The sequence below is a fragment of the Orenia metallireducens genome, from assembly GCF_003001995.1.
GTDB lineage: Bacteria > Bacillota > Halanaerobiia > Halobacteroidales > Halobacteroidaceae > Orenia > Orenia metallireducens_B.
The window spans coordinates 1-19,927 of sequence record NZ_PVNB01000021.1; the positions used below are offsets into that span (position 1 = coordinate 1).

The following is a 19,927-nucleotide window of genomic DNA, read 5'->3' on the forward strand; positions in this document are numbered from 1 at the left end:
CACACCTGTTCTCATTTCGAACACAGCAGTTAAGTCCTCCAGCGCCGATTGTACTGCAGGGGCAGCCTTGTGGGAGAGTAGGTCACTGCCAGAATCGTAGTGTTCCCTGATAGCTCAGTTGGTAGAGCAGATGGCTGTTAACCATCGAGTCGCAGGTTCGAGTCCTGCTCGGGGAGCCATTTTTTATTTTTTGATACCTTATTTTTAAGGTATCTTTTTTTATTTGTATATATATTTTTTTCTGTTGAATACTAATTATTAATATTATAAAAAGATTTTATGTATAAAGTTAAGTAATAATTAATCTGAGAGAGCTAATTAATAATAATTGCTATTAATAAGACCTAATAGGATTTGTACTTTTATACTGTTTTTATTATATAATATAGATAAAGGTCAGAGTAGGTCAGAAAAGTCAATTTAAGGAGAGATTGGTATGAAAAGTCTTTCTGATAATATAGAAGACTATATTAAAAGTTTATTAGAAGCTAATAGCACTATAAAAATCCAAAGAAATAAATTAGCTGATAAATTTAAGTGTGTACCTTCTCAAATTAATTATGTTTTAAAAACTAGATTTTCTGTTGAAAGAGGTTATATAATAGAGAGTTATCGTGGTGGAAATGGATATATTAAAATTACAAAGCTTAGTTTAGATATTAATCAAAATCTAATAAATAGATTATACAATATAATAGGAAATTATATTAATCAAAAACAATCTTTTAGTATAATAGAACGATTATTTGAAGAAGATATTATAAGTTTTTCAGAAAAGTCATTATTAAAAACCATGGTCAATAGAGATAGTATAGGATTAAGCTTGCCGGCAAGGGATAAAGTAAGGGCTCGATTGCTTAAAAATGTCTTAGAGACTTTGTTAAGAGAAAAGGGGTGAGTATATGTTATGTCAAAACTGTCAAGAGAATGATGCAAAAGTACATGTAAGTAAGATTATTAATGGGGAAAAAGAGGACATATATCTTTGTGAAGAATGTGCTCATATAACTGGAGACTTAGATTTTGGTCTTGATTTTTCTTTTAATAATCTATTGACTGGATTATTAAATAATCAGTTTCATCCTCACCATAAAATTAATTTATCAAATAATAACATTAAATGTGAATTTTGTGAGTTGACTTATGACACATTTAGTAAAAGTGGTAGATTAGGTTGTAATGAGTGCTATAACTCCTTTACAGACAAGATAGATAAAGTTTTACGAAGAATTCATGGAAATAACAGACATACAGGAAAGATACCTAAAAGGGCTGGAGAGAAAGTAATGGCTAAAAGAAAGGTCAAAAAACTTAGAAAGTTAATGGATGAAGCAGTAGCAAAAGAAGAATTTGAAAGAGCAGCAGAGCTTAGAGATGAAATTAAAGAATTGAAAGATGAAATTGGTGAATAAGAAAGGAGGGGGATCATGACTGGTGAAGTTATAAGTCAATGGATGAAAAAGACAGGGCCGGATTCTGATGTGGTAATCAGTAGTAGAATCAGGTTAGCTCGTAATTTGGAAAACATTAGATTTACTAATCAAGCAAGTGATGATGAGTTAAAAGAAGTAATAGGTAAGATTAATAATTTATTATTAAATAATAATAAATTTGATTTAAATTTATTAGAATTAGGTGATTTGTCTAAGAATAAGAGGAATATGCTAGTAGAAAAACATCTAATTAGTCCTGATTTATCTGAAAAAAATATCAATAATGCAGTAGCATTATCTTCTGAAGAAATTATTAGTTTAATGATCAATGAAGAGGATCATTTGCGTTTGCAGGTTCTTTTACCTGGTTTACAGTTGCAAGAGGCATGGGAGATGGCCGATAAAATAGATGATTACCTAGAGCAAGAAATCAATATAGCTTTTGATGAAAAGTATGGTTATTTAACATCCTGTCCTACAAATGTAGGAACAGGATTAAGATCATCTATAATGGTTCATCTACCTGCCTTAACTATGGTAAATAGGGTCAAAAAATTTATATCTGCAATATCTCAACTAGGTTTAGCAGTTAGAGGGTTGTATGGTGAGGGAACCGAAACGGTAGGAAACTTATATCAAATATCCAATCAAGTAACTTTGGGAAGGTCTGAAGATGAGATAATAGAGAACTTAATAGAAGTAACTCATCAAATTATTACTCAGGAAAGAAATGCTAGAGAGATCTTATTAAAAGAAAAAGAGATATTTTTAAAAGATCAGATTTATCGTGCTTATGGCACTTTAAAGTATGCTTATAAGATATCTGTAGAGGAGGCAATGAAGCTTATTTCAAATGTAAGATTGGGTATTGATTTGGGTATAATAGAAGACATAGAATCTACGATTTTAAATCAGCTCATGGTAATTATTAGACCGGCTACTCTACAGGTGCTTAAAGGAGAAGAGATGACAATAGAAGATAGACATATTTATAGAGCACAATTGATAAGAGAAAGGTTACAGTGAGGAGGGAGTTAAATGATTTTTAGTAGATTTACTGACAGGTCTCGAAAAGTAATGGCGTTATCTCAAGAAGAAGCAAAGAGATTTAATCATAACTATATAGGAACAGAGCATTTGTTGTTAGGTTTAATTAAAGAAGGAGAAGGAATAGCTGCCAAAGCTTTAAAAAGCAGTGGTTTTAGCTTAGAGCAATTAAGAAAAAAAGTAGAAGAGATGATTGGAAAAGGGAAAGAAGAGGTTAGTGATAATAATCTACCTTTTACTCCTAGAACCAAGAAAGTTTTAAATTTATCTTTGGAAGAAGCAAGGCGTTTAGGTCATAACTATATAGGAACAGAGCATTTATTACTAGGACTGCTTAAAGAAGGAGAAGGAATAGCTGCACGAGTTTTAAATGAAGAAGGTGCAGAATTCAATAAGATCCAATCAGAAATTATTAAATTATTAGGGGGGACTAATATTAGTGGAAAAGGGAATTATTCTCCTAAAACTAGCTCAAAGAATTTACAGCAATTCAGTACAGATTTAACTCAATTAGCTAGTGAGAATCAGCTAGATCCAGTAATTGGACGGAGTAAAGAGATAGAAAGAGTAATCCAGATTCTAAGTCGTCGCAAAAAAAATAACCCATGTTTGATTGGTGAACCAGGTGTAGGAAAAACAGCAATTGTCGAGGGGTTAGCTCAAAAGATTGTAGAAGGTGATGTTCCTGAAACCTTAATGAATAAAAGGGTATTGGCCTTAGATTTAAGTTCTTTATTAGCAGGTTCTAAATATAGAGGAGAGTTTGAAAAGAGACTAAAAGCAGTAATGAATGAAATCAAAGAGTCTGGAGATGTTGTTTTATTCATTGATGAGTTGCATACATTGGTAGGTGCTGGAGGAGCAGAAGGTGCTATCGATGCTGCTAATATTCTAAAACCACCTTTAGCTAGAGGTGAACTACAGACTATAGGAGCTACAACTTTAGATGAATATCGTAAATATATTGAGAAAGACTCTGCTTTAGAGAGAAGATTCCAATCAGTTGGAGTTGAAGAGCCTAGTGTAGAAGATACCAAAAAGATTTTAAAAGGGTTGCGTGATGCTTATGAAGCTCATCATAGGGTTAAAATTACCGATGATGCAATCAATGCAGCAGCAGAATTATCCCATCGTTATATTGCTGACCGATTCCTACCTGATAAAGCCATTGATTTAATAGATGAAGCAGGTTCAAAAGCTAGGTTACAACAGAATACTGCTCCAAGTGAGATAAAAGAGTTGGATAAAGAATTAGAAAAAATTCAACAAGAAAAAGAAGCAACTATTAAAGCTCAAGAGTTTGAAGCAGCAGCTAAGTTAAGGGATAAAGAAAAGAGTATTAAAGAACGTTTAGAAGGGGTAAAGACTGAGTGGAAGAATGAAAAGGGAATGAACAATACTGATATTACTCGAGAGTGTATTGCTGGAATAGTTTCTGACTGGACTGGCATTCCTGTTATGAAGCTAGCTGAAGCAGAGTCAGATAAGTTGCTTAATTTGGAGGAAGAGCTTCATAATCGAGTTATAGGTCAAGATGAAGCTGTTTACGCTGTTTCTCAAGCTATTAGAAGATCTAGAGCAGGATTAAAAGATCCTAAAAGACCAATTGGTTCATTTATCTTCTTAGGTCCAACAGGTGTAGGAAAGACAGAATTAGCCAAAACATTAGCTGAAGTAATGTTTGATGATGAAGATGCAATGATTAGAATTGATATGTCAGAATATATGGAAAAGCATTCAGTCTCTAGACTGGTTGGTTCCCCTCCAGGTTATATTGGTCATGATGAAGGTGGACAATTAACTGAGAAGGTAAGGCGACGACCTTATTCAGTTATCTTATTTGATGAGATTGAGAAAGCTCATCCTGAAGTTTTTAATATATTATTACAGGTACTAGAAGATGGTCAATTAACAGACTCACAGGGGAGAACTGTAGACTTTAGAAATACAGCCTTGATTATGACTTCAAATGTAGGAGCTAATGTTATCCAGAATAAATCAGGTAGTCTTGGATTTAAAACTATCGAAACTAATGTAGAGAATAAAGAATATGAAGAGATGAAAAGTAGAGTAAAAACAAAGTTAAAAGAGACATTTAGACCAGAATTTTTAAATAGGTTAGATGAGATTATTGTCTTTCATGCACTTGGTGAGGAGCATATTAAAGAGATTGTAGACTTAATGCTAGAAGAATTAGAAAATAGATTAAAAGAGCGTAATATAAAAATTGAGATGAGCCAAGCAGCTAAAGAGATGCTTGTTAGAGAAGGTTATGATAGAGAATTTGGTGCAAGACCTTTGCGTAGAACGATAAGACGCCTTGTTGAGAACCCTCTTGCTGAAAAATTCTTATCTAAAGAATTTGATGATGGTGATACTATTAAGATAGACTTTGAGGATGATTCTCTAAAATTTACTAAATAGCAGAAGGGAGCAGTGGTGAATTCACCCTGCTTTCTTTTTATATCATTTCAACTTTATAGTGTTAATAACTGGTGATATTAACATATTAATCTATCAAAACATGTCTAAAACCTTTATAAAATCACTTGTTGACCTTAAATCTTCATAAAAGCTTGCTTACTTGTTAATTTTACAAAAAAATGTTATAATAAAATGCATGATATTAATTATTTAATTAGGTGATTTTTTAATGGCAAAGAAGAAAAGAAGGTATATATGTCAAAAATGCGGTTATCAGGCCTTAAAATGGAGTGGAAAGTGCTTAGGGTGTAATAGCTGGAATACATTAGTTGAAGAGATTATTGATACTAAAGAGCAGAAAAAGGAATCACAGGTGACTACGAATATAAAACCAGAAAAGATAAGTGAGATAGAGATTAAATCAGAAGATAGAAAGAAGACTGGTTTTTCAGAGTTAGATAGAGTATTAGGTGGAGGAATTGTCCCGGGCTCCTTAATTCTAATTGGAGGAGATCCTGGAATAGGTAAATCCACTCTTTTATTGCAAACAGCCTATAATGTTAGTCAGATATACGATAAAATTTTATACATATCAGGGGAAGAATCATCAAGGCAAATAAAATTACGGGCTGATAGATTAAAAACTGTTAACTCAAGTATGTATATATTAGCAGAAACAAATTTATTAACCATTATCAATAATGTTGAAGAGTTAAATCCTGATTTATTAATCATCGATTCTATCCAAACCATATATAATCCCAATTTGGAATCTGCTCCTGGAAGCGTTAGTCAAGTAAGAGATGGGACAGGGAGACTGATGAGGTTGGCTAAAAAGAACAATATTCCAATCTTTATTGTTGGTCATGTTACTAAAGAAGGTTCCATTGCTGGTCCAAGGGTTTTGGAACATATGGTAGATACGGTATTGTATTTTGAAGGAGATCGTCATTATACATATCGAGTTTTAAGGGCTGTCAAAAATCGCTTTGGATCTACCAATGAGATAGGTATCTTTGAGATGAGACAAGGTGGTTTAGCAGAGGTTTTAAATCCTTCCCAGTTATTTATTTCAGAAAGGGCTGATAATGTTTCAGGTTCTGTTATTATTCCTTGTATGGAAGGAAGCAGACCTATTTTAATAGAGCTACAGTCTTTGGTGAGTTCTGCTAACTTTGGGACACCAAGTAGAATGACAACAGGGGTAGATCACAAACGTGTCTCTTTACTTTTAGCTGTATTAGAGAAGAAGTTAGGAATTCACATCCAAGGACAAGATGTCTATATTAATATTGCTGGTGGTTTTCAAGTTGATGAACCAGCAGTAGATTTGGGGTTGATTGCAGCAGTTGTTTCTAGTTTTAGAGATATTGTTATACCTCAAGATTTTGTTATTTTGGGTGAAGTTGGTTTATCTGGTGAAGTAAGAGCCATCAGTCAAATTGAAAAGAGAATTAATGAAGCCAGTAAATTGGGCTTTACTAAATTTATTATACCTAAAAGTAATAGTGAAGAATTAGATTATTCAGATATAGAGATTTGTGGAGTTAGTAATGTCTATCAAGTCTTGGATCTTATATTAGGGGGGTGAATAAATGAGTTTCAATGATGAAGAGTTTACTGAAATCTTAAAATTGGTTGCTCCAGGAACCCCTTTTAGAGAAGGATTAGAGAATGTTTTACGAGCTAAGACTGGGGCTTTAATTGTAGTAGGTGATAGTGAAGAGGTCTTAGCGGCTGTTGATGGAGGATTTAATATTAATTGTGAGATGACTCCTACTAGATTATATGAACTTGCTAAAATGGATGGGGCGATTGTATTAAGTAGTGATGCCCAGAGAATTTTGTGTGCTAATACACAATTGGTTCCTGATCCTTCAATCTCTTCGGTAGAAACAGGTACTAGACACCGTACTGCTGAAAGAATAGCCAAACAGACTAGAGAACTTGTTGTATCAATTTCTCAAAGAAGAAATATAATAACTTTATATAAAGAAGATAAAAAATATATATTAGAGCAGATTAGTGTTATTTTAACAAAGGCTAATCAAGCAATTCAGACCTTAGAAAAGTACAGGAGTGTTTTAGACCAAGTCTTAACTAATTTAAGTGCTTTGGAGTTTGAAGATTTAGTTACTATTTCTGATGTAGCTACTGCTGTTCAGAGGGCAGAGATGGTATTAAGGATTGTTGAAGAAATAGAGAAGTATATCAATGAGCTAGGTAGTGAGGGTCGTTTGATTAAGATGCAGTTAGAAGAGTTAGTGGCCAATGTTAAAGAAGAGGGATTATTAATTATTAAGGATTATCAAGCTGAGATGGAAGGTGAAGAAGAGGTAAATGACGAAGAATCTATTGATATTTTTGAAAAGTTCTCTTCATATGTATCCGATGAATTGCTCAGTTTATCCACAATAAGTAAGCACTTAGGTTATGGTGGTAATATAAATGCTTTAGATCTATCTATTTCACCTAGAGGTTATAGGTTATTACGAAAGATTCCCCGACTACCAATGGCAGTTATTGAAAACTTGGTAGAGGTCTTTGGGGATTTTCAAGAGATACTCAATGCATCTATTGATGAATTAGATGATGTTGATGGAATTGGGGAAGTAAGAGCCCAGGCTATAAAAGAAGGATTGAAGCGGTTAAGGGATCAAGTCTTATTAGATCGGCATATTTAGTGGTATTCATTGACATTATAAGGCATATATGATATAATTAAAGGGAGTATCATGCATTGAATGGGGGTTGTGTTAATGTTTGAAGTGGGAGATAAGATTGTTTATCCAAACCATGGTGCCGGAACAATTATAGATATAGAACAAAAAGAGATTTTAGGAGAGAAGAAGCAATATTATATTATGAAATTACCAATTGGTGATATGAAGGTTATGATTCCTAAAGATAATGTTGAAGAGATTGGACTTCGTAATGTAGTTAATAGTGATATGGTCTCTAAAGTTTATCAAGTTCTAAAGGGAGACCAAAGTGAGATGTCTCAAAACTGGAATCGACGTTTCAGAGCTAATACTGAGAAGATAAAGACGGGAGATATCTTTGAAGTGGCAGAGGTTGTTAGAAATTTAACTATTAGAGATATTGTTAAAGGTCTGTCAACAGGAGAGAAAAAGATGTTGAATAATTCTCGACAAATTTTAATCAGTGAATTAGTTTTGGCTGAAGGTAAAGATGAAAAGGAAGTTGAAGAAAAAATCAATACTATATTTGAGGAACAAGAATTTGAAGAAGAATAAAATTTGACGTCAGGTTTACCTGGCGTTTTAGCTTTGTGAGTAATAATTATCAAATTTTTTATTTAAAGGAAATTTTTCATAAAATATTTAAATTTAAATATTTTAGGATAGTATAACCATTGAACTGTAGACTGGTATTTAAATTAAAGTTAAGTTGGATGGTAATGATGCTTGTTTAAAAAAGATAAAAAATAGGAAGGTTTGTCTTTCTATCTAATAGTTGTAAGAAGTCAAAAGGATAAATAAGAATGATTAATTTAAAACTTTAATGAAGAATAGGTAACTATTCTAAAAAGGAGGTGAGAAGGGTGTTAAATAAGTTTTGGAGATTAGTTTTTGCTACTGTTGGAGGAGTGTTAGGTTATCAGATTGTAGATTATTTGGGTTTGTCTGAAGAGATAACTTTGGATTTGTACAACCTTGTTACCAATAACAATATCTATGGAATAATAGTAGGAGCTTTACTAGGATTCATATTATTACCTTATATAGTAGAGAAGATTGTACAGTTTATAGTCAAATTCGAAAATAATTTAGAAGGAGTTCCTGGTAAGGACATTATAGCAGGTATCTGTGGATTGATAGTTGGATTGCTTTTAGGTGTGTTGATTGTCATTGCTTTTTCAATACAGTCTATTCCTACATTTGGTTTATGGATTCAAATAGCTATTAATTTGATTTTGGGATATTTAGGTTGGAATCTAGCGGTTAATAAGAGTAAGGAATTATTTAATATTTTAATACAAGCTAATAAGAAGGATAATTCAATAGAGGTTGATAATTCAGAAGTTTTAGGGGCAAGTTATAAAATTTTAGATACAAGTGCGATCATTGATGGTAGAATAGCTGATATTTGTCAAACTGATTTTATTGAAGGTGTAATGATTATACCTAAATTTGTTTTAGAGGAATTACAGCATATTGCTGATTCTCCTGATCTTTTAAAGAGAAATCGTGGTAGGAGAGGCTTAGATATTTTAAAGAAAATTCAAAAAGAGCTGGAAATAACTGTTGAAATTTATGAACAAGATTTCCATGATATTGATGAAGTAGATAGTAAATTGGTTAAATTAGCTAAAGTTTTAAATGGTAAAGTAATTACTAATGATTATAATTTAAATAAGGTAGCTGAACTGCAAGGTGTTTCTGTTTTGAATATCAATCAATTAGCTAATGCTGTTAAGCCAGTAGTGTTACCAGGTGAAGAGATGGAAGTTAAGATTATCAAAGATGGAAAAGAACCAGGACAAGGTATAGGTTACTTAGATGATGGTACTATGATCGTCGTTGATCATGGTAAAGATTACATTGGTGATAATATAGATATTCTGGTGACAAGTATTTTACAGACATCTGCTGGTAGAATGATATTTGCTAAACCTAAATTTTTAGCTAGACAAGCTTTATAGTAACTAATAATTGATTGCTGGCAACTGCTGGCAATCAATTATTAATGATTGGACTTAATGGAGGAGTTTTTAATGAAAGTAAGTGTAGTAATTCCGGCAGCAGGACAAGGTAAGAGGATGGAAGCTAATAAGAACAAGCAGTTTTTATTATTAGGTGGTAAGCCGATTTTGTCACATACAATTACTATCTTTGAAAGCAGTTCTAGTATTGATGAGATTATATTGGTTGCTCAAAGTGAAGAGTTAGACTATTGTCAATCTGAAATCATACATAAATATAATTTTAATAAAGTGAGTAAAATAATAGCAGGTGGAGCAACGAGGCAAGAATCGGTCTACAATGGATTGAAGGCTGTATCTGAAGATGCTGATTTTATTTTAATTCATGATGGTGCTCGACCATTATTGACAAATGAGCTAATTGAACATATAATTACAGAGGTTGAAAAGTATCAGGCAGTGGCTATTGGTGTTCCAGTAAAAGATACAATCAAAATAATCAATCAAGATAAAGTTGTTGTTGATACTCCAAAAAGGGATAATTTAATTGCTATTCAGACACCACAGGCTTTTAGAAGAAATTTGATATTAGAGGCTTATCAAAGAGCTTGTGAGGATGATTATTTAGGCACAGATAGCTCTAGCTTAGTAGAAAGGTTGAATAAAGAGATAAGAGTTATAGAAGGCTCTTATGAAAATTTAAAGATAACTACTCCAGAAGATTTGGAATTGGCAGAAAGAATTATATCAAGGAGGTTGGTATGAGAGTAGGTATTGGCTACGATGTTCATAAATTGGTAGAAGGTGAAAGCTTAATATTAGGTGGAGTTAAGATAGATTATTCCCATGGATTAGAGGGTCACTCTGATGCTGATGTTTTATTACATGCTATTAAAGATGCTTTATTAGGAGCGGTTGGAGAAGGAGATATTGGGCGTCACTTTCCCGACGATGACCCCCAATATAAAGGTATTTCTAGTTTAAAATTATTAGCTGAAGTAAGTAAACTAATCTTTAATAAAGGTTTTGAGCTTAATAATTTAGATGGTGTAATTATTGCTCAAAAGCCTAAATTAGCACCTTATATCAAGCGAATGGAAGAGAACATAGCTCAGGTTCTAGACGCTGATTTAGATAAAGTAAACATCAAGGCAACAACTACAGAAAGATTGGGTTTTGTTGGCAGAGAAGAAGGGATTGCAGCAGAAGCAATAGTAAGTGTAAAAGAGAGGTAGGTATAAATAATGTTAGTTAAAGAGCTAATGAGTTCGACTATAATTACAGTAAGTCCAGAAGCAACTGTTGGAGAAGCAGAACGGTTAATGAGTGTAAATAGTATTGGAAAAGTAGTAGTAGCAGATGGTAAGCAAGTAATAGGGATTGTAACTGATGGGGATTTAGTAAATCAGCATAATTTAAATATACTTATTAAAGAGGTTATGAAAGCAGAAGTAATCACAATAAATGAAAATAAGAGCATTCAAGAAGCTGCTCAGCTATTATCAGATAATCAGATTAGTGGAGTTCCAGTTTTGGATGATGAAGGAGAGCTTGTTGGTATTATTACTTCTTCTGATATTGTATCGGGTTATGTTAAAGAAGAGAGAACTGCAAAGTTATCTCCAGAAAGCTCTGCTATTTACTTATCGATGACTAGAAGTAGAGAATATGAAAATTACTGGTTAGATAAGATTAAAGGGTATGGGTATAGAGTTGCTATTACTCAAACTGGTGCAAATGCTGAAAATTTACCTATTAAATTAAGAGAAAGTACAACAGTAGCGGCCATTGCTCGAGGAGTTATCAGAGAAAACTTAAGAGAGAAGATGGCTGTATCTAATGCAGTTAAGGATGCTTATACTCAACTTAATCTGGTTAATCCTGGTTTGGGTGGAGGATTTAAAGTTGCTATTGTACGAGGTGAAGGTAGGCTAGCGGTAGCCGTATTTGGAAAGTTTGGACATGCTTTGGTAGATGGACCAGAACAGCTATCTGTAGGTATGAGTGTAATTTAATAATATATAAGGGCGGTCAGTTAAACTGGTTGCCCTTTGTTTTAGCAAGAGGATAGTTAGCTTGCAAAGGCTTATAAGATGTTTTATAATAAAAATAATTATAAATTATAGGAAGGAGAACTATATGAGTGATATTAGAGTAAGATTTGCTCCAAGTCCAACGGGGCAGATACATATTGGAAATATTAGAACAGCTTTATTTAACTACTTATTTGCTAAAAAGAATAATGGAACTTTTATTCTAAGAATAGAAGACACAGATAGAGAGCGTTCTACTAATGAATTTGAAGAGGTTATTCATCGTGAGATGGATTGGTTAGGTCTAGAATGGGATGAAGGTGTTAAAGTCGGAGGAGATCATGGACCTTATCGACAAATGGAAAGGTTAGATATTTATCAGGAGTATGTAGATGAGCTTTTAGATAAGGATCTAGCTTATTATTGTTATTGTACTCCTGAAGAGTTAGATGAAATGAGAGAAGAGCAGCGTCAACAAGGTCAACCACCACGTTATACTGGAAAATGTCGTTGCTTAGGTCAAGATGAAAAGGATAAGCTAGAAGCAGAAGGTAGAAAACCTGTTGTTAGGTTCAAAGTTCCTAAGGAAGAAAAAGAGCTTATTGTTGATGATTTAATTCGCGGAAGAGTATCTTTTAGTAGTGAGGTCATTGATGATTTTGTAATAGTAAAGTCTGATGGTATCCCTACATATAACTTTGCAGTAGTTGTAGATGATTATTTAATGAAGATTAGTCATGTTATTCGGGGAGAAGACCATTTATCTAATACTCCAAAGCAGCAATTATTATATGAGGCTTTGGGCTGGAAGTCTCCTAGATTTGCTCATCTATCAATGATTTTAGGCACTGATAAGTCTAAGTTGAGTAAAAGAAGTGGAGAGGCTTATGTATATGTAAGTGAATATCGTAAAAAGGGATATTTACCTGAAGCCTTAATTAATTTCTTATCATTACTAGGGTGGTCTCCAGAGGATGAAGAAGAGATATTAAATAAGGAAGATATTATTAAGCAGTTCTCTATAGAGAGAGTTAATAAAAGTGCTGCTGTTTTTGATGTAGAAAAGCTAAATTGGATGAATGGAATGTATATCAGAGCCGCTGAGTTAGATCAAATAGTAGAATTAGCAAAGCCTTATATTCTTGAAGCAGGTTATGATCTATCTGATAAATCTGAAGAGTGGATTGGCTTATTAGTAGACACTGTGAGAGGTTCTTTGGACTATTTGGCAGAAATTACTGATCATCTTGATATCTTTTTTGGTGAATTAGAATATACTGATAAAGAGAAGGTGGTGGAGGATTTTAAGCAAGATAAAGTGGACATAGTCTTTGAAACTTTAAAGGATAATATCCTTGCTTTAGAAACTTTAGATCCTCAAGAGATCAAGAAGATGTTAAAAAAGACTCTTAAAGAGTTACCTGTTGGAGGAAGATTATTCTATCACCCAACTAGATTTGCTTTAACAGGAAAAGGGTCAGGTCCAGAGTTATATAATGTAATTGCTTTATTAGGAAAAGAAGAATGTGCTAATAGGCTAGATAAAGCTTTATCTTTAAGGTGAGTTTTATAAAAAATAATGGCTATGAAAGGGATTAGTAAATTAGATTAATTCTTTTAGAGAGAAGGTATCATAGGCTGAAAATACCTTTAAGAATATCTAATTGAATGCCCCCTTGAGCTAAATAGCTGAAAAAGTATTAGTAGGTTATTTCGTTTAGTCAGCGTTATTTGACTAGAAAGTGAGTTATCTTACTAGTAGGGTAGCTAAGCAGAGTGGAACCACGGCCTGTCGTCTCTGAATTAAAGGGGATGACAGGTCTTTTTACTTGGGGGTGATAAATAATGTTATTGGAAAAAATTAAAGATGATATTACTGTTATTTTTGAGCGTGATCCAGCAGCTACCAGTATATTAGAGGTTTTATTAACTTATTCGGGCTTGCATGCAATTATTTTCTATAGGATAGCTCACCCATTATATAATATTGGTTTAAGGCTCATTCCTAGAATTATATCTCAGTTTGCTAGATTTATAACAGGGATTGAGATACATCCAGGGGCTAAAATAGGTTCAGGGTTCTTCATAGACCATGGAATGGGAGTTGTTATTGGAGAGACTACTGAAATAGGCGATAATGTTACTATTTATCAAGGGGTAACTTTGGGTGGGACAGGAAAAGAGACCGGAAAAAGGCACCCGACTTTAGGCGATGATGTGATGGTCAGTGCTGGTGCCAAGATTTTAGGTTCAATAAAGATTGGGAATAATGTTAAGGTAGGAGCAGGAGCTGTAGTCTTAAATCCAGTTCCTGATAATTGCACTGTTGTAGGGATACCAGGTAGAATTGTGATTAAAGATGGTAAGAAGATAAAGGATAAGTGTGTTGACTTAAATCATGGTGATTTACCAGACCCAGTACAGGAAATGTTAAATTGTATGAATAAAAGAATCAGAAAGTTAGAAGAAGAACCGATGATTGAAAGGATGTGAGTAAGATGACTTTAAAGGTATATAATTCTTTATCAGGAGAAAAAGAGATTTTTAAGACTTTGGAAGATAAGAAGGTTAAGATCTACTCTTGTGGACCAACAGTTTATGATTATTTTCATATAGGAAATGCTAGAGCCTTTATGGTACCAGATATTATCAAGCGTTATTTAACGTATAAAGGGTATGATGTATTGCATGTGATGAATTTTACTGATATTGATGATAAGATGATTAATAGAGCCAATGAGGAAGGGATCAGTGTTCAAGAGTTAGCAAATAGATTTATTACTGCTTTTTTTGAAGATATAGAAAGGTTAAATATTAGAAAAGCAGATATTTACCCTAAGGCTACAGAGCATATTGATGATATGATTGAGATGGTTAATAGGTTAGTAGAGGATGGATTTGCTTATGAGAGTAATGGCGATGTTTATTTTAGGGTGAGCAAATTTAGTGAGTATGGAAAGCTATCTAAGAAGAATTTAGATGATTTAGTTGCAGGTGCTCGAGTAGAAGTAAGTGACAAGAAAGAGAATCCATTAGATTTTGTTCTATGGAAAGCAAGTAAAGATGGTGAGCCAAGTTGGGAGAGCCCTTGGGGGGCAGGTAGACCTGGTTGGCATATTGAGTGTTCTGCAATGTCTAAAAGATATTTAGGTGAAGAGTTTGATATCCATACAGGTGGAGTAGATTTGACCTTCCCTCACCATGAGAATGAGATTGCTCAAAGTGAGGCTTGCTGTGACCACAAGGTAGTTAACTACTGGTTGCATAATGGTTATATCAATATTGATGGGGAGAAGATGTCTAAATCTCTAGGTAATTTCTTTACTACTAGAGAGATTTTGAATAAGTATCCAGCTGAGGTAGTGAGGTTCTTCTTGATTTCTAATCATTATCGTAGTCCAATTAATTTTAGTGACCAGGAATTAGATAATTCAGCCAAGAGCTTGAATAAATTAGAGAATACCGTAAATAAGATAGATTCTCTACTAGCACTTGAGGTTGTTGCAGGGGATTTAAGTGGAGCAGAGCTATTAAGTGTCTATCAAGAGAAGAAAGAGAAGTTAATAGAAGCTATGGATGATGATTTTAATACAGCTTTAGCAATAGGTGTACTCCATGAGTTAGCCAAAGAGGTCAATCGCTTTGTCAATAACCCTACTTTCGAATTAACTGCTGAAGTTAAGGTGAGTTTGGAGAAGATAAAAGGGTTGTTTGATAATTTTGCTAAGGATGTTCTAGGAATTCTAGTAGAAAAGAAAGAAGGTAATAATGATTTAGTTGACCCTTTGATTTCACTATTACTAGATGTTAGAGAGAAGTCGAGACAGAATAAAAACTACCAATTAGCTGATGAGATTAGAGATAGATTAGATGAATTGGGGATTGAAGTCAAAGATACTCCACAAGGAGCAGAGTGGAGTTTGAAGTAGTGGAGGGGATAAAATGAGGGATAATGCGACATTTTTACAGATAATAAATAATAATGAATAGTGAATAAATAAAATGATTATCTTCATTGAGTGTATAATGATTTAGAGTTTAACTATTATTTATACTTTATTAATTATTCTTTGGGTTAAAAAGTGTCGCCATATCCCCATAACCCGATACTAATTTTCTTAATTCAGCTAGCACAATAAATAAAGTTATCTTAATTGGAGGGGGAAAGAATGTTTGATGAATTAATTGAATTCCCAAGTCGTCCAGAGCTCTTAGCGCCAGATACAATGGCTTATATAGGTGATAGTGTTTTTGAATTATTTATTAGAAATTTGGTCTTAGAAAAAAATATGGCAAAGCCAAATCAACTACACCAAGAGGTTATCCAATATGTCAATGCTACAGCTCAAGCAAGTTTACTAGAAAAATTGAGAGATGACTTAACAGAAGAAGAGCTTGTCATTGTCCGGCGAGGTAGAAATATTAAAACAAATGTCCCTAAGAATGCAAATCCTGCTGATTATCAATATAGCACAGCCTTTGAGGCATTAATTGGTTATTTATATTTAGCAGGAAAAGAGCAAAGATTACTAGAAGTATTTAATAAGATTAAAGAAATATTATAGTCAGTTAAGGAAGAGGGTTTAGATGATGAAGATTAGTAACTTTGAAGAGACTGGGTTAGCCAAGGTAGAGTCATGGATTAAAGATAATAATATTAAAACTTTAAATATAGACACTCTTAAAGAGGCTTTGAAGGTAGTCAATATTTCATTCATAGCTGAAGGTATTAATAGAGTGCAAAGTACCTTATTGTGTGAACTCAAAGACTCCTATGTACAACAAAGTCAAAGGTATGTAACGATGGGTGAAGAGAGTTATTCTCTGCCTAAATTATCAAGTGCTGATAGTAGACAGGCTAAAGAGTTAACTGATAGAGCATTTAAGCTATATGAAAAGATATCTGAATTAAAAGAGGGGGATTTTAAAGGAAGACCTAAGAAGGAGCATTATAAATATGAAATTCCGATAGAAGATGGAAGGTATATCTTACCTCTTTCCGCTAAGACTAATATTTCAGTAGCTATGACTGGGAATAAGCTCTGTGAACTATTTGCTCTGCTCTATGATACAAGATATTTTAAGTTGTTTGAGGGTTTTAGAGCTGAACTTATAAAATATTTGCCTGATGTTCTGGTTAAATTATTAGAAGATAACCATAATACTAATAATATAAAATTAATGGAGCTTTTATACAAAGATGATATGGACAGAATATCTTCTGCTGATAATATGATATTATTAAATGCTTTCGATAATTTAGAGTTAAAGGTAGGTCTTGGGGCAATAACCAGCACTTCTGCAATTACTCCTTCTAAGAAGTTAGAATTATGGGGAGAAGAGGCTACTGATAAAGCTAAAGGGTTGGTACAAAGAGTCCTAGGCTATGGCCATGAAAGTATTGCTGAGCAGGCTAGAACTACCTTTGGGATGATGTGTAGTATGGTTACTTATCATCAACAGATTCGCCATAGATTACCAGAGAATCATAGAGAAGACTTAACTAACCTTATTCTAGATACAAAAAGAGAAGTGGTTATACCTCCAAGTATCAAAAAGTCTGCTTTTTGTCAGGAATATTTAAACTTAGTTAATGAGTTTAAAGAGTTTAGACTGTATATATTAAAGGAGTATGGTGAGGAGAAAGCATTAGCGTTTATATTAAATTGTGATCAAATTAAGTTGATAATTTCGACTAATGTTAGAATTGATAATACTATGTTAGCTGAAAGAATCTGTATGAATGCACAGTGGGAGATAAGGAAGTTATCTACTAAGAAATTAAGAGTTTTAAGAGAGTTATCTGAGATATTATATGAAAATTCTCTCCCTTCTTGTATACATGGCAAGTGTAAAGAAGGTAAATTAACATGTGGAAAACAACTAGAGATGAGAAAGAAGTTTTTATCTTAAGTTATATTATTAGAATTAAAATAACTTTGTCAGAGATTGTTTGAAAAAATATTGTGATCTTTATATAATTTAAAGGTAAAAGAAAAATGAAAGTGGTGGAATAATAATGGTCAATGTTGAAGGACGAAATCCTGTAATTGAAGCTTTAAGAGCAGGCAGAAGAATTGAAAAGATATTAGTATTACATTCGGCTCATGGTGGACCGATTGATGAGATTTATAAGCTGGCTAAGAAGAGAAATATAAAAATAGAGAAGGTAGACAATAATCAATTAGATAGCATGGCAGATTCTCATGCTCATCAAGGAGTAATAGCTGTAGCTGAGGAGTTAAAATATTGGGATATAGATGATTTAATTGAACATGCTAAAAAAGAGAGTGATGAGCCATTATTGATTTTACTAGATGAACTAAAGGATCCTCATAACTTCGGTTCTATATTAAGAACTGCTGATGCAGCTGGAGCACAAGGAGTGGTCATTCCTAATAGGAGATCTGTTTCCTTTACTCCTGTAGTAGCTAAATCATCAGCTGGCGCAATAGAATATGTACCAGTTGCTCAAGTAACTAATTTATCTCGAACTATAGATAAGTTAAAGGATGCTGGATTTTGGATTGGTGGTGCTGATATAGATGCAAAGCAAACCTGTTATCAAGCCAATTTAAAGGGGGCATTAGGGTTAGTCATAGGTAGTGAAGGTAGTGGTATGAGACGTCTAGTTAAAGAAAAGTGTGACTTCTTAATTAAATTACCGATGAAAGGTCATGTAGATTCATTAAATGCTTCAGTAGCTACTGGTATATTGATTTATGAGACTGTACGCCAAAGAGAGGAGTAGTAAAGTGTCAAATAAATCAACTTTGATAAATTCTTTATTTATTATAATGGTTCTTATATCTTCAAAGATTGTCTATGCTAATAGTTTGGATAAAAGTATTATAAATAATATAGAGGTTTATCAGTTAACTGATATTATATCTACTTATACAACTTATTTTGATAAAGGGGAAATGAATAGGTATAAAAATATAGCCATATCATCCAAAAAGATAAATGGTCAGTTGATTATGCCAGGAGAAATATTCTCCTTTAATGAAGTGGTAGGTCCAAGGACTAAGGATGCGGGATACAAAGAGGCTATAGAGATTATAAATGGAGAATTTGTACAGGGAATAGGGGGCGGGATATGCCAAGTATCTTCGACCTTGTATAACTCTGTCTTACTAGCCAACTTGGAGATTATAGAAAGAGATAATCATTCTCGCCCGGTGTCTTATATTCCCATGGGCAGAGGTGCCACAGTCTATTATAATTATATTGATTTTAAGTTTAGAAATAATAGTGATTCTCCTATAATTATCATAGCAAAGATAGTTAAGAATAAGTTAACAATTACTGTCTTAGGTAAAGATAAAGGTGAGTATGTTGAAATTATAACTTCTGCTAAAAAAGTACTAAAGCCTAAAGTGCTAAGGGAGATTGATAGAGGGTTACCTTCAGGAACAGAAGAAATTGTAGAGCCTGGTGCAAAGGGGTTTGAGATATTAGTAAGAAGAGTAGTAAAAAAGGGGAATAAAATTATAAAAAATGAATTTGTTTCTAAGGATATTTATTCACCTAAAGATACTATTATTAAAATTAATCCTAAAAATTAAATTAAGGAAAAAGTTACACCCATATCTACCTTGACTAAGAAAGATTACATAAGTTATAATAGAGGATGTAATCTTGAGGATAGGGTGGAGGGGGATTATGGGTGGAACAGAATCTAAATTACCAAGAATATATTGATTATGATAATATGACAGATGATGAAATTGTAGAATATGCTCAAAGTGGTGATAAGTTAGCTATAGAATATTTAATAAAAAAATACAAAAGCTTTGTAAAGATTAAATCAAGGTCTTATTTCTTAATTGGTGCAGATAGAGAAGATATTATACAAGAAGGTATGATTGGACTTTATAAGGCGATTAGAGACTACAGAATTGACAAATTGGCCTCTTTTCGTGCTTTTGCTGAGTTGTGTATTACTAGACAGATTATTACTGCTATCAAGACAGCAACACGACAAAAGCATCAGCCTCTAAATTCTTATATATCTCTTAATCGACCAATCTTTAGTGAAGAATCTGATAGGACGTTATTAGATGTATTACGAAGTAGTAAATTGTCTAATCCTGAGGAATTATTTATAACTTATGAATCTTATGAAATTTTAGAGACCAGTATAAAAAAAATGTTAAGTGATTTGGAGCTAAAGGTTTTGATGGAATATTTGAAAGGAAAGAGTTATCAAGACATAGCTATTTCTTTAAAGCGTCATGTGAAGTCAGTGGACAATGCTTTACAACGTGTCAAAAGGAAATTAGAAGAATTTTTAGAAAAGAATGATATTTAGGTTAAACTGG

Annotated in this window: 19 protein-coding genes, 1 tRNA gene, 1 rRNA gene and 1 other annotated feature; all 21 genes read left to right on the plus strand. The window is 33.1% G+C overall.

Annotated elements, in window-relative coordinates; genetic code table 11:
- Positions 1-94, plus strand: a 5S ribosomal RNA gene (gene rrf / locus BX659_RS13340); the annotation flags it as partial.
- Positions 95-103: 9 nt separating this feature from the next.
- A tRNA-Asn gene (locus BX659_RS13345) sits at positions 104-179 on the plus strand.
- Positions 180-436: 257 nt separating this feature from the next.
- Entirely contained in the window at positions 437-898 is a 462-nt protein-coding gene (locus tag BX659_RS13350; RefSeq protein ID WP_097018195.1) for a CtsR family transcriptional regulator, read from the plus strand.
- A 4-nt stretch (positions 899-902) separates the two neighbouring features.
- Positions 903-1,412 (plus strand): UvrB/UvrC motif-containing protein, encoded by a 510-nt coding sequence (locus BX659_RS13355; RefSeq protein ID WP_097018194.1) that lies wholly within the window; start codon positions 903-905, stop codon positions 1,410-1,412.
- Between the two features lie 15 nt (positions 1,413-1,427).
- Positions 1,428-2,459, plus strand: coding sequence for a protein arginine kinase (locus BX659_RS13360; RefSeq protein ID WP_097018193.1), 1,032 nt, complete (start codon positions 1,428-1,430; stop codon positions 2,457-2,459).
- A 12-nt stretch (positions 2,460-2,471) separates the two neighbouring features.
- The gene (locus BX659_RS13365) at positions 2,472-4,904 is read left to right on the plus strand and encodes an ATP-dependent Clp protease ATP-binding subunit (protein ID WP_216358798.1); all 2,433 of its coding nucleotides are present in this window, start codon (positions 2,472-2,474) and stop codon (positions 4,902-4,904) included.
- 229 nt (positions 4,905-5,133) lie between these two features.
- A complete protein-coding gene (gene radA / locus BX659_RS13370) occupies positions 5,134-6,495 on the plus strand; it encodes a DNA repair protein RadA (RefSeq protein WP_097018192.1) in 1,362 nt (453 codons plus the stop codon).
- Positions 6,496-6,499: 4 nt separating this feature from the next.
- Complete coding sequence (disA, locus tag BX659_RS13375; RefSeq protein ID WP_097018191.1) at positions 6,500-7,588, plus strand: DNA integrity scanning diadenylate cyclase DisA; 1,089 nt, start codon at positions 6,500-6,502, stop codon at positions 7,586-7,588.
- Positions 7,589-7,663: 75 nt separating this feature from the next.
- Entirely contained in the window at positions 7,664-8,161 is a 498-nt protein-coding gene (locus BX659_RS13380; RefSeq protein ID WP_097018190.1) for a CarD family transcriptional regulator, read from the plus strand.
- A 308-nt stretch (positions 8,162-8,469) separates the two neighbouring features.
- Positions 8,470-9,570 (plus strand): PIN/TRAM domain-containing protein, encoded by a 1,101-nt coding sequence (locus tag BX659_RS13385; RefSeq protein WP_097018189.1) that lies wholly within the window; start codon positions 8,470-8,472, stop codon positions 9,568-9,570.
- A 72-nt stretch (positions 9,571-9,642) separates the two neighbouring features.
- On the plus strand, positions 9,643-10,335 hold the full coding sequence (gene ispD / locus BX659_RS13390) for a 2-C-methyl-D-erythritol 4-phosphate cytidylyltransferase (RefSeq protein ID WP_097018188.1): 693 nt from the start codon (positions 9,643-9,645) through the stop codon (positions 10,333-10,335).
- Positions 10,332-10,805 (plus strand): 2-C-methyl-D-erythritol 2,4-cyclodiphosphate synthase, encoded by a 474-nt coding sequence (ispF, locus tag BX659_RS13395; protein ID WP_097018187.1) that lies wholly within the window; start codon positions 10,332-10,334, stop codon positions 10,803-10,805. The genes ispD and ispF overlap by 4 nt, the downstream gene beginning before the upstream one ends.
- 9 nt (positions 10,806-10,814) lie before the next feature.
- Positions 10,815-11,585 (plus strand): HutP family protein, encoded by a 771-nt coding sequence (locus BX659_RS13400; protein WP_172431913.1) that lies wholly within the window; start codon positions 10,815-10,817, stop codon positions 11,583-11,585.
- A 124-nt stretch (positions 11,586-11,709) separates the two neighbouring features.
- Positions 11,710-13,167: a glutamate--tRNA ligase gene (gltX, locus tag BX659_RS13405; RefSeq protein WP_097018185.1), complete on the plus strand. Its 1,458-nt coding sequence runs from the start codon at positions 11,710-11,712 to the stop codon at positions 13,165-13,167.
- A gap of 12 nt (positions 13,168-13,179) precedes the next feature.
- Positions 13,180-13,406 (plus strand) — a binding site (T-box leader).
- Between the two features lie 42 nt (positions 13,407-13,448).
- Positions 13,449-14,096 (plus strand): serine O-acetyltransferase, encoded by a 648-nt coding sequence (cysE, locus tag BX659_RS13410; protein ID WP_097018184.1) that lies wholly within the window; start codon positions 13,449-13,451, stop codon positions 14,094-14,096.
- A gap of 5 nt (positions 14,097-14,101) precedes the next feature.
- Positions 14,102-15,532 carry a cysteine--tRNA ligase gene (cysS, locus tag BX659_RS13415; RefSeq protein ID WP_097018183.1) on the plus strand — a complete coding sequence of 477 codons (1,431 nt, stop codon included), beginning with the start codon at positions 14,102-14,104 and terminating at the stop codon, positions 15,530-15,532.
- A 240-nt stretch (positions 15,533-15,772) separates the two neighbouring features.
- Positions 15,773-16,168: a Mini-ribonuclease 3 gene (locus BX659_RS13420; RefSeq protein WP_097018182.1), complete on the plus strand. Its 396-nt coding sequence runs from the start codon at positions 15,773-15,775 to the stop codon at positions 16,166-16,168.
- 22 nt (positions 16,169-16,190) lie between these two features.
- Positions 16,191-17,516 carry an FAD-dependent thymidylate synthase gene (locus BX659_RS13425; protein WP_216358797.1) on the plus strand — a complete coding sequence of 442 codons (1,326 nt, stop codon included), beginning with the start codon at positions 16,191-16,193 and terminating at the stop codon, positions 17,514-17,516.
- 106 nt (positions 17,517-17,622) lie between these two features.
- A complete protein-coding gene (gene rlmB, locus BX659_RS13430; RefSeq protein WP_097018181.1) occupies positions 17,623-18,354 on the plus strand; it encodes a 23S rRNA (guanosine(2251)-2'-O)-methyltransferase RlmB in 732 nt (243 codons plus the stop codon).
- 4 nt (positions 18,355-18,358) lie between these two features.
- Positions 18,359-19,171 (plus strand): VanW family protein, encoded by an 813-nt coding sequence (locus tag BX659_RS13435; protein ID WP_253250742.1) that lies wholly within the window; start codon positions 18,359-18,361, stop codon positions 19,169-19,171.
- 101 nt (positions 19,172-19,272) lie between these two features.
- Positions 19,273-19,917 (plus strand): RNA polymerase sporulation sigma factor SigH, encoded by a 645-nt coding sequence (gene sigH / locus BX659_RS13440; RefSeq protein ID WP_097018179.1) that lies wholly within the window; start codon positions 19,273-19,275, stop codon positions 19,915-19,917.
- Positions 19,918-19,927: the final 10 nt, after the last annotated feature.

Bases quoted from the DNA above. Each gene is read 5' to 3' on its own strand.
- BX659_RS13350 (WP_097018195.1), top strand. From the start codon at position 437: ATGAAAAGTCTTTCTGATAATATAGAAGACTATATTAAAAGTTTATTA.
- BX659_RS13355 (WP_097018194.1), top strand. From the start codon at position 903: ATGTTATGTCAAAACTGTCAAGAGAATGATGCAAAAGTACATGTAAGT.
- BX659_RS13360 (WP_097018193.1), top strand. From the start codon at position 1,428: ATGACTGGTGAAGTTATAAGTCAATGGATGAAAAAGACAGGGCCGGAT.
- BX659_RS13365 (WP_216358798.1), top strand. From the start codon at position 2,472: ATGATTTTTAGTAGATTTACTGACAGGTCTCGAAAAGTAATGGCGTTA.
- radA (WP_097018192.1), top strand. From the start codon at position 5,134: ATGGCAAAGAAGAAAAGAAGGTATATATGTCAAAAATGCGGTTATCAG.
- disA (WP_097018191.1), top strand. From the start codon at position 6,500: ATGAGTTTCAATGATGAAGAGTTTACTGAAATCTTAAAATTGGTTGCT.
- BX659_RS13380 (WP_097018190.1), top strand. From the start codon at position 7,664: ATGTTTGAAGTGGGAGATAAGATTGTTTATCCAAACCATGGTGCCGGA.
- ispD (WP_097018188.1), top strand. From the start codon at position 9,643: ATGAAAGTAAGTGTAGTAATTCCGGCAGCAGGACAAGGTAAGAGGATG.
- ispF (WP_097018187.1), top strand. From the start codon at position 10,332: ATGAGAGTAGGTATTGGCTACGATGTTCATAAATTGGTAGAAGGTGAA.
- BX659_RS13400 (WP_172431913.1), top strand. From the start codon at position 10,815: ATGTTAGTTAAAGAGCTAATGAGTTCGACTATAATTACAGTAAGTCCA.
- gltX (WP_097018185.1), top strand. From the start codon at position 11,710: ATGAGTGATATTAGAGTAAGATTTGCTCCAAGTCCAACGGGGCAGATA.
- cysE (WP_097018184.1), top strand. From the start codon at position 13,449: ATGTTATTGGAAAAAATTAAAGATGATATTACTGTTATTTTTGAGCGT.
- cysS (WP_097018183.1), top strand. From the start codon at position 14,102: ATGACTTTAAAGGTATATAATTCTTTATCAGGAGAAAAAGAGATTTTT.
- BX659_RS13420 (WP_097018182.1), top strand. From the start codon at position 15,773: ATGTTTGATGAATTAATTGAATTCCCAAGTCGTCCAGAGCTCTTAGCG.
- BX659_RS13425 (WP_216358797.1), top strand. From the start codon at position 16,191: ATGATGAAGATTAGTAACTTTGAAGAGACTGGGTTAGCCAAGGTAGAG.
- rlmB (WP_097018181.1), top strand. From the start codon at position 17,623: ATGGTCAATGTTGAAGGACGAAATCCTGTAATTGAAGCTTTAAGAGCA.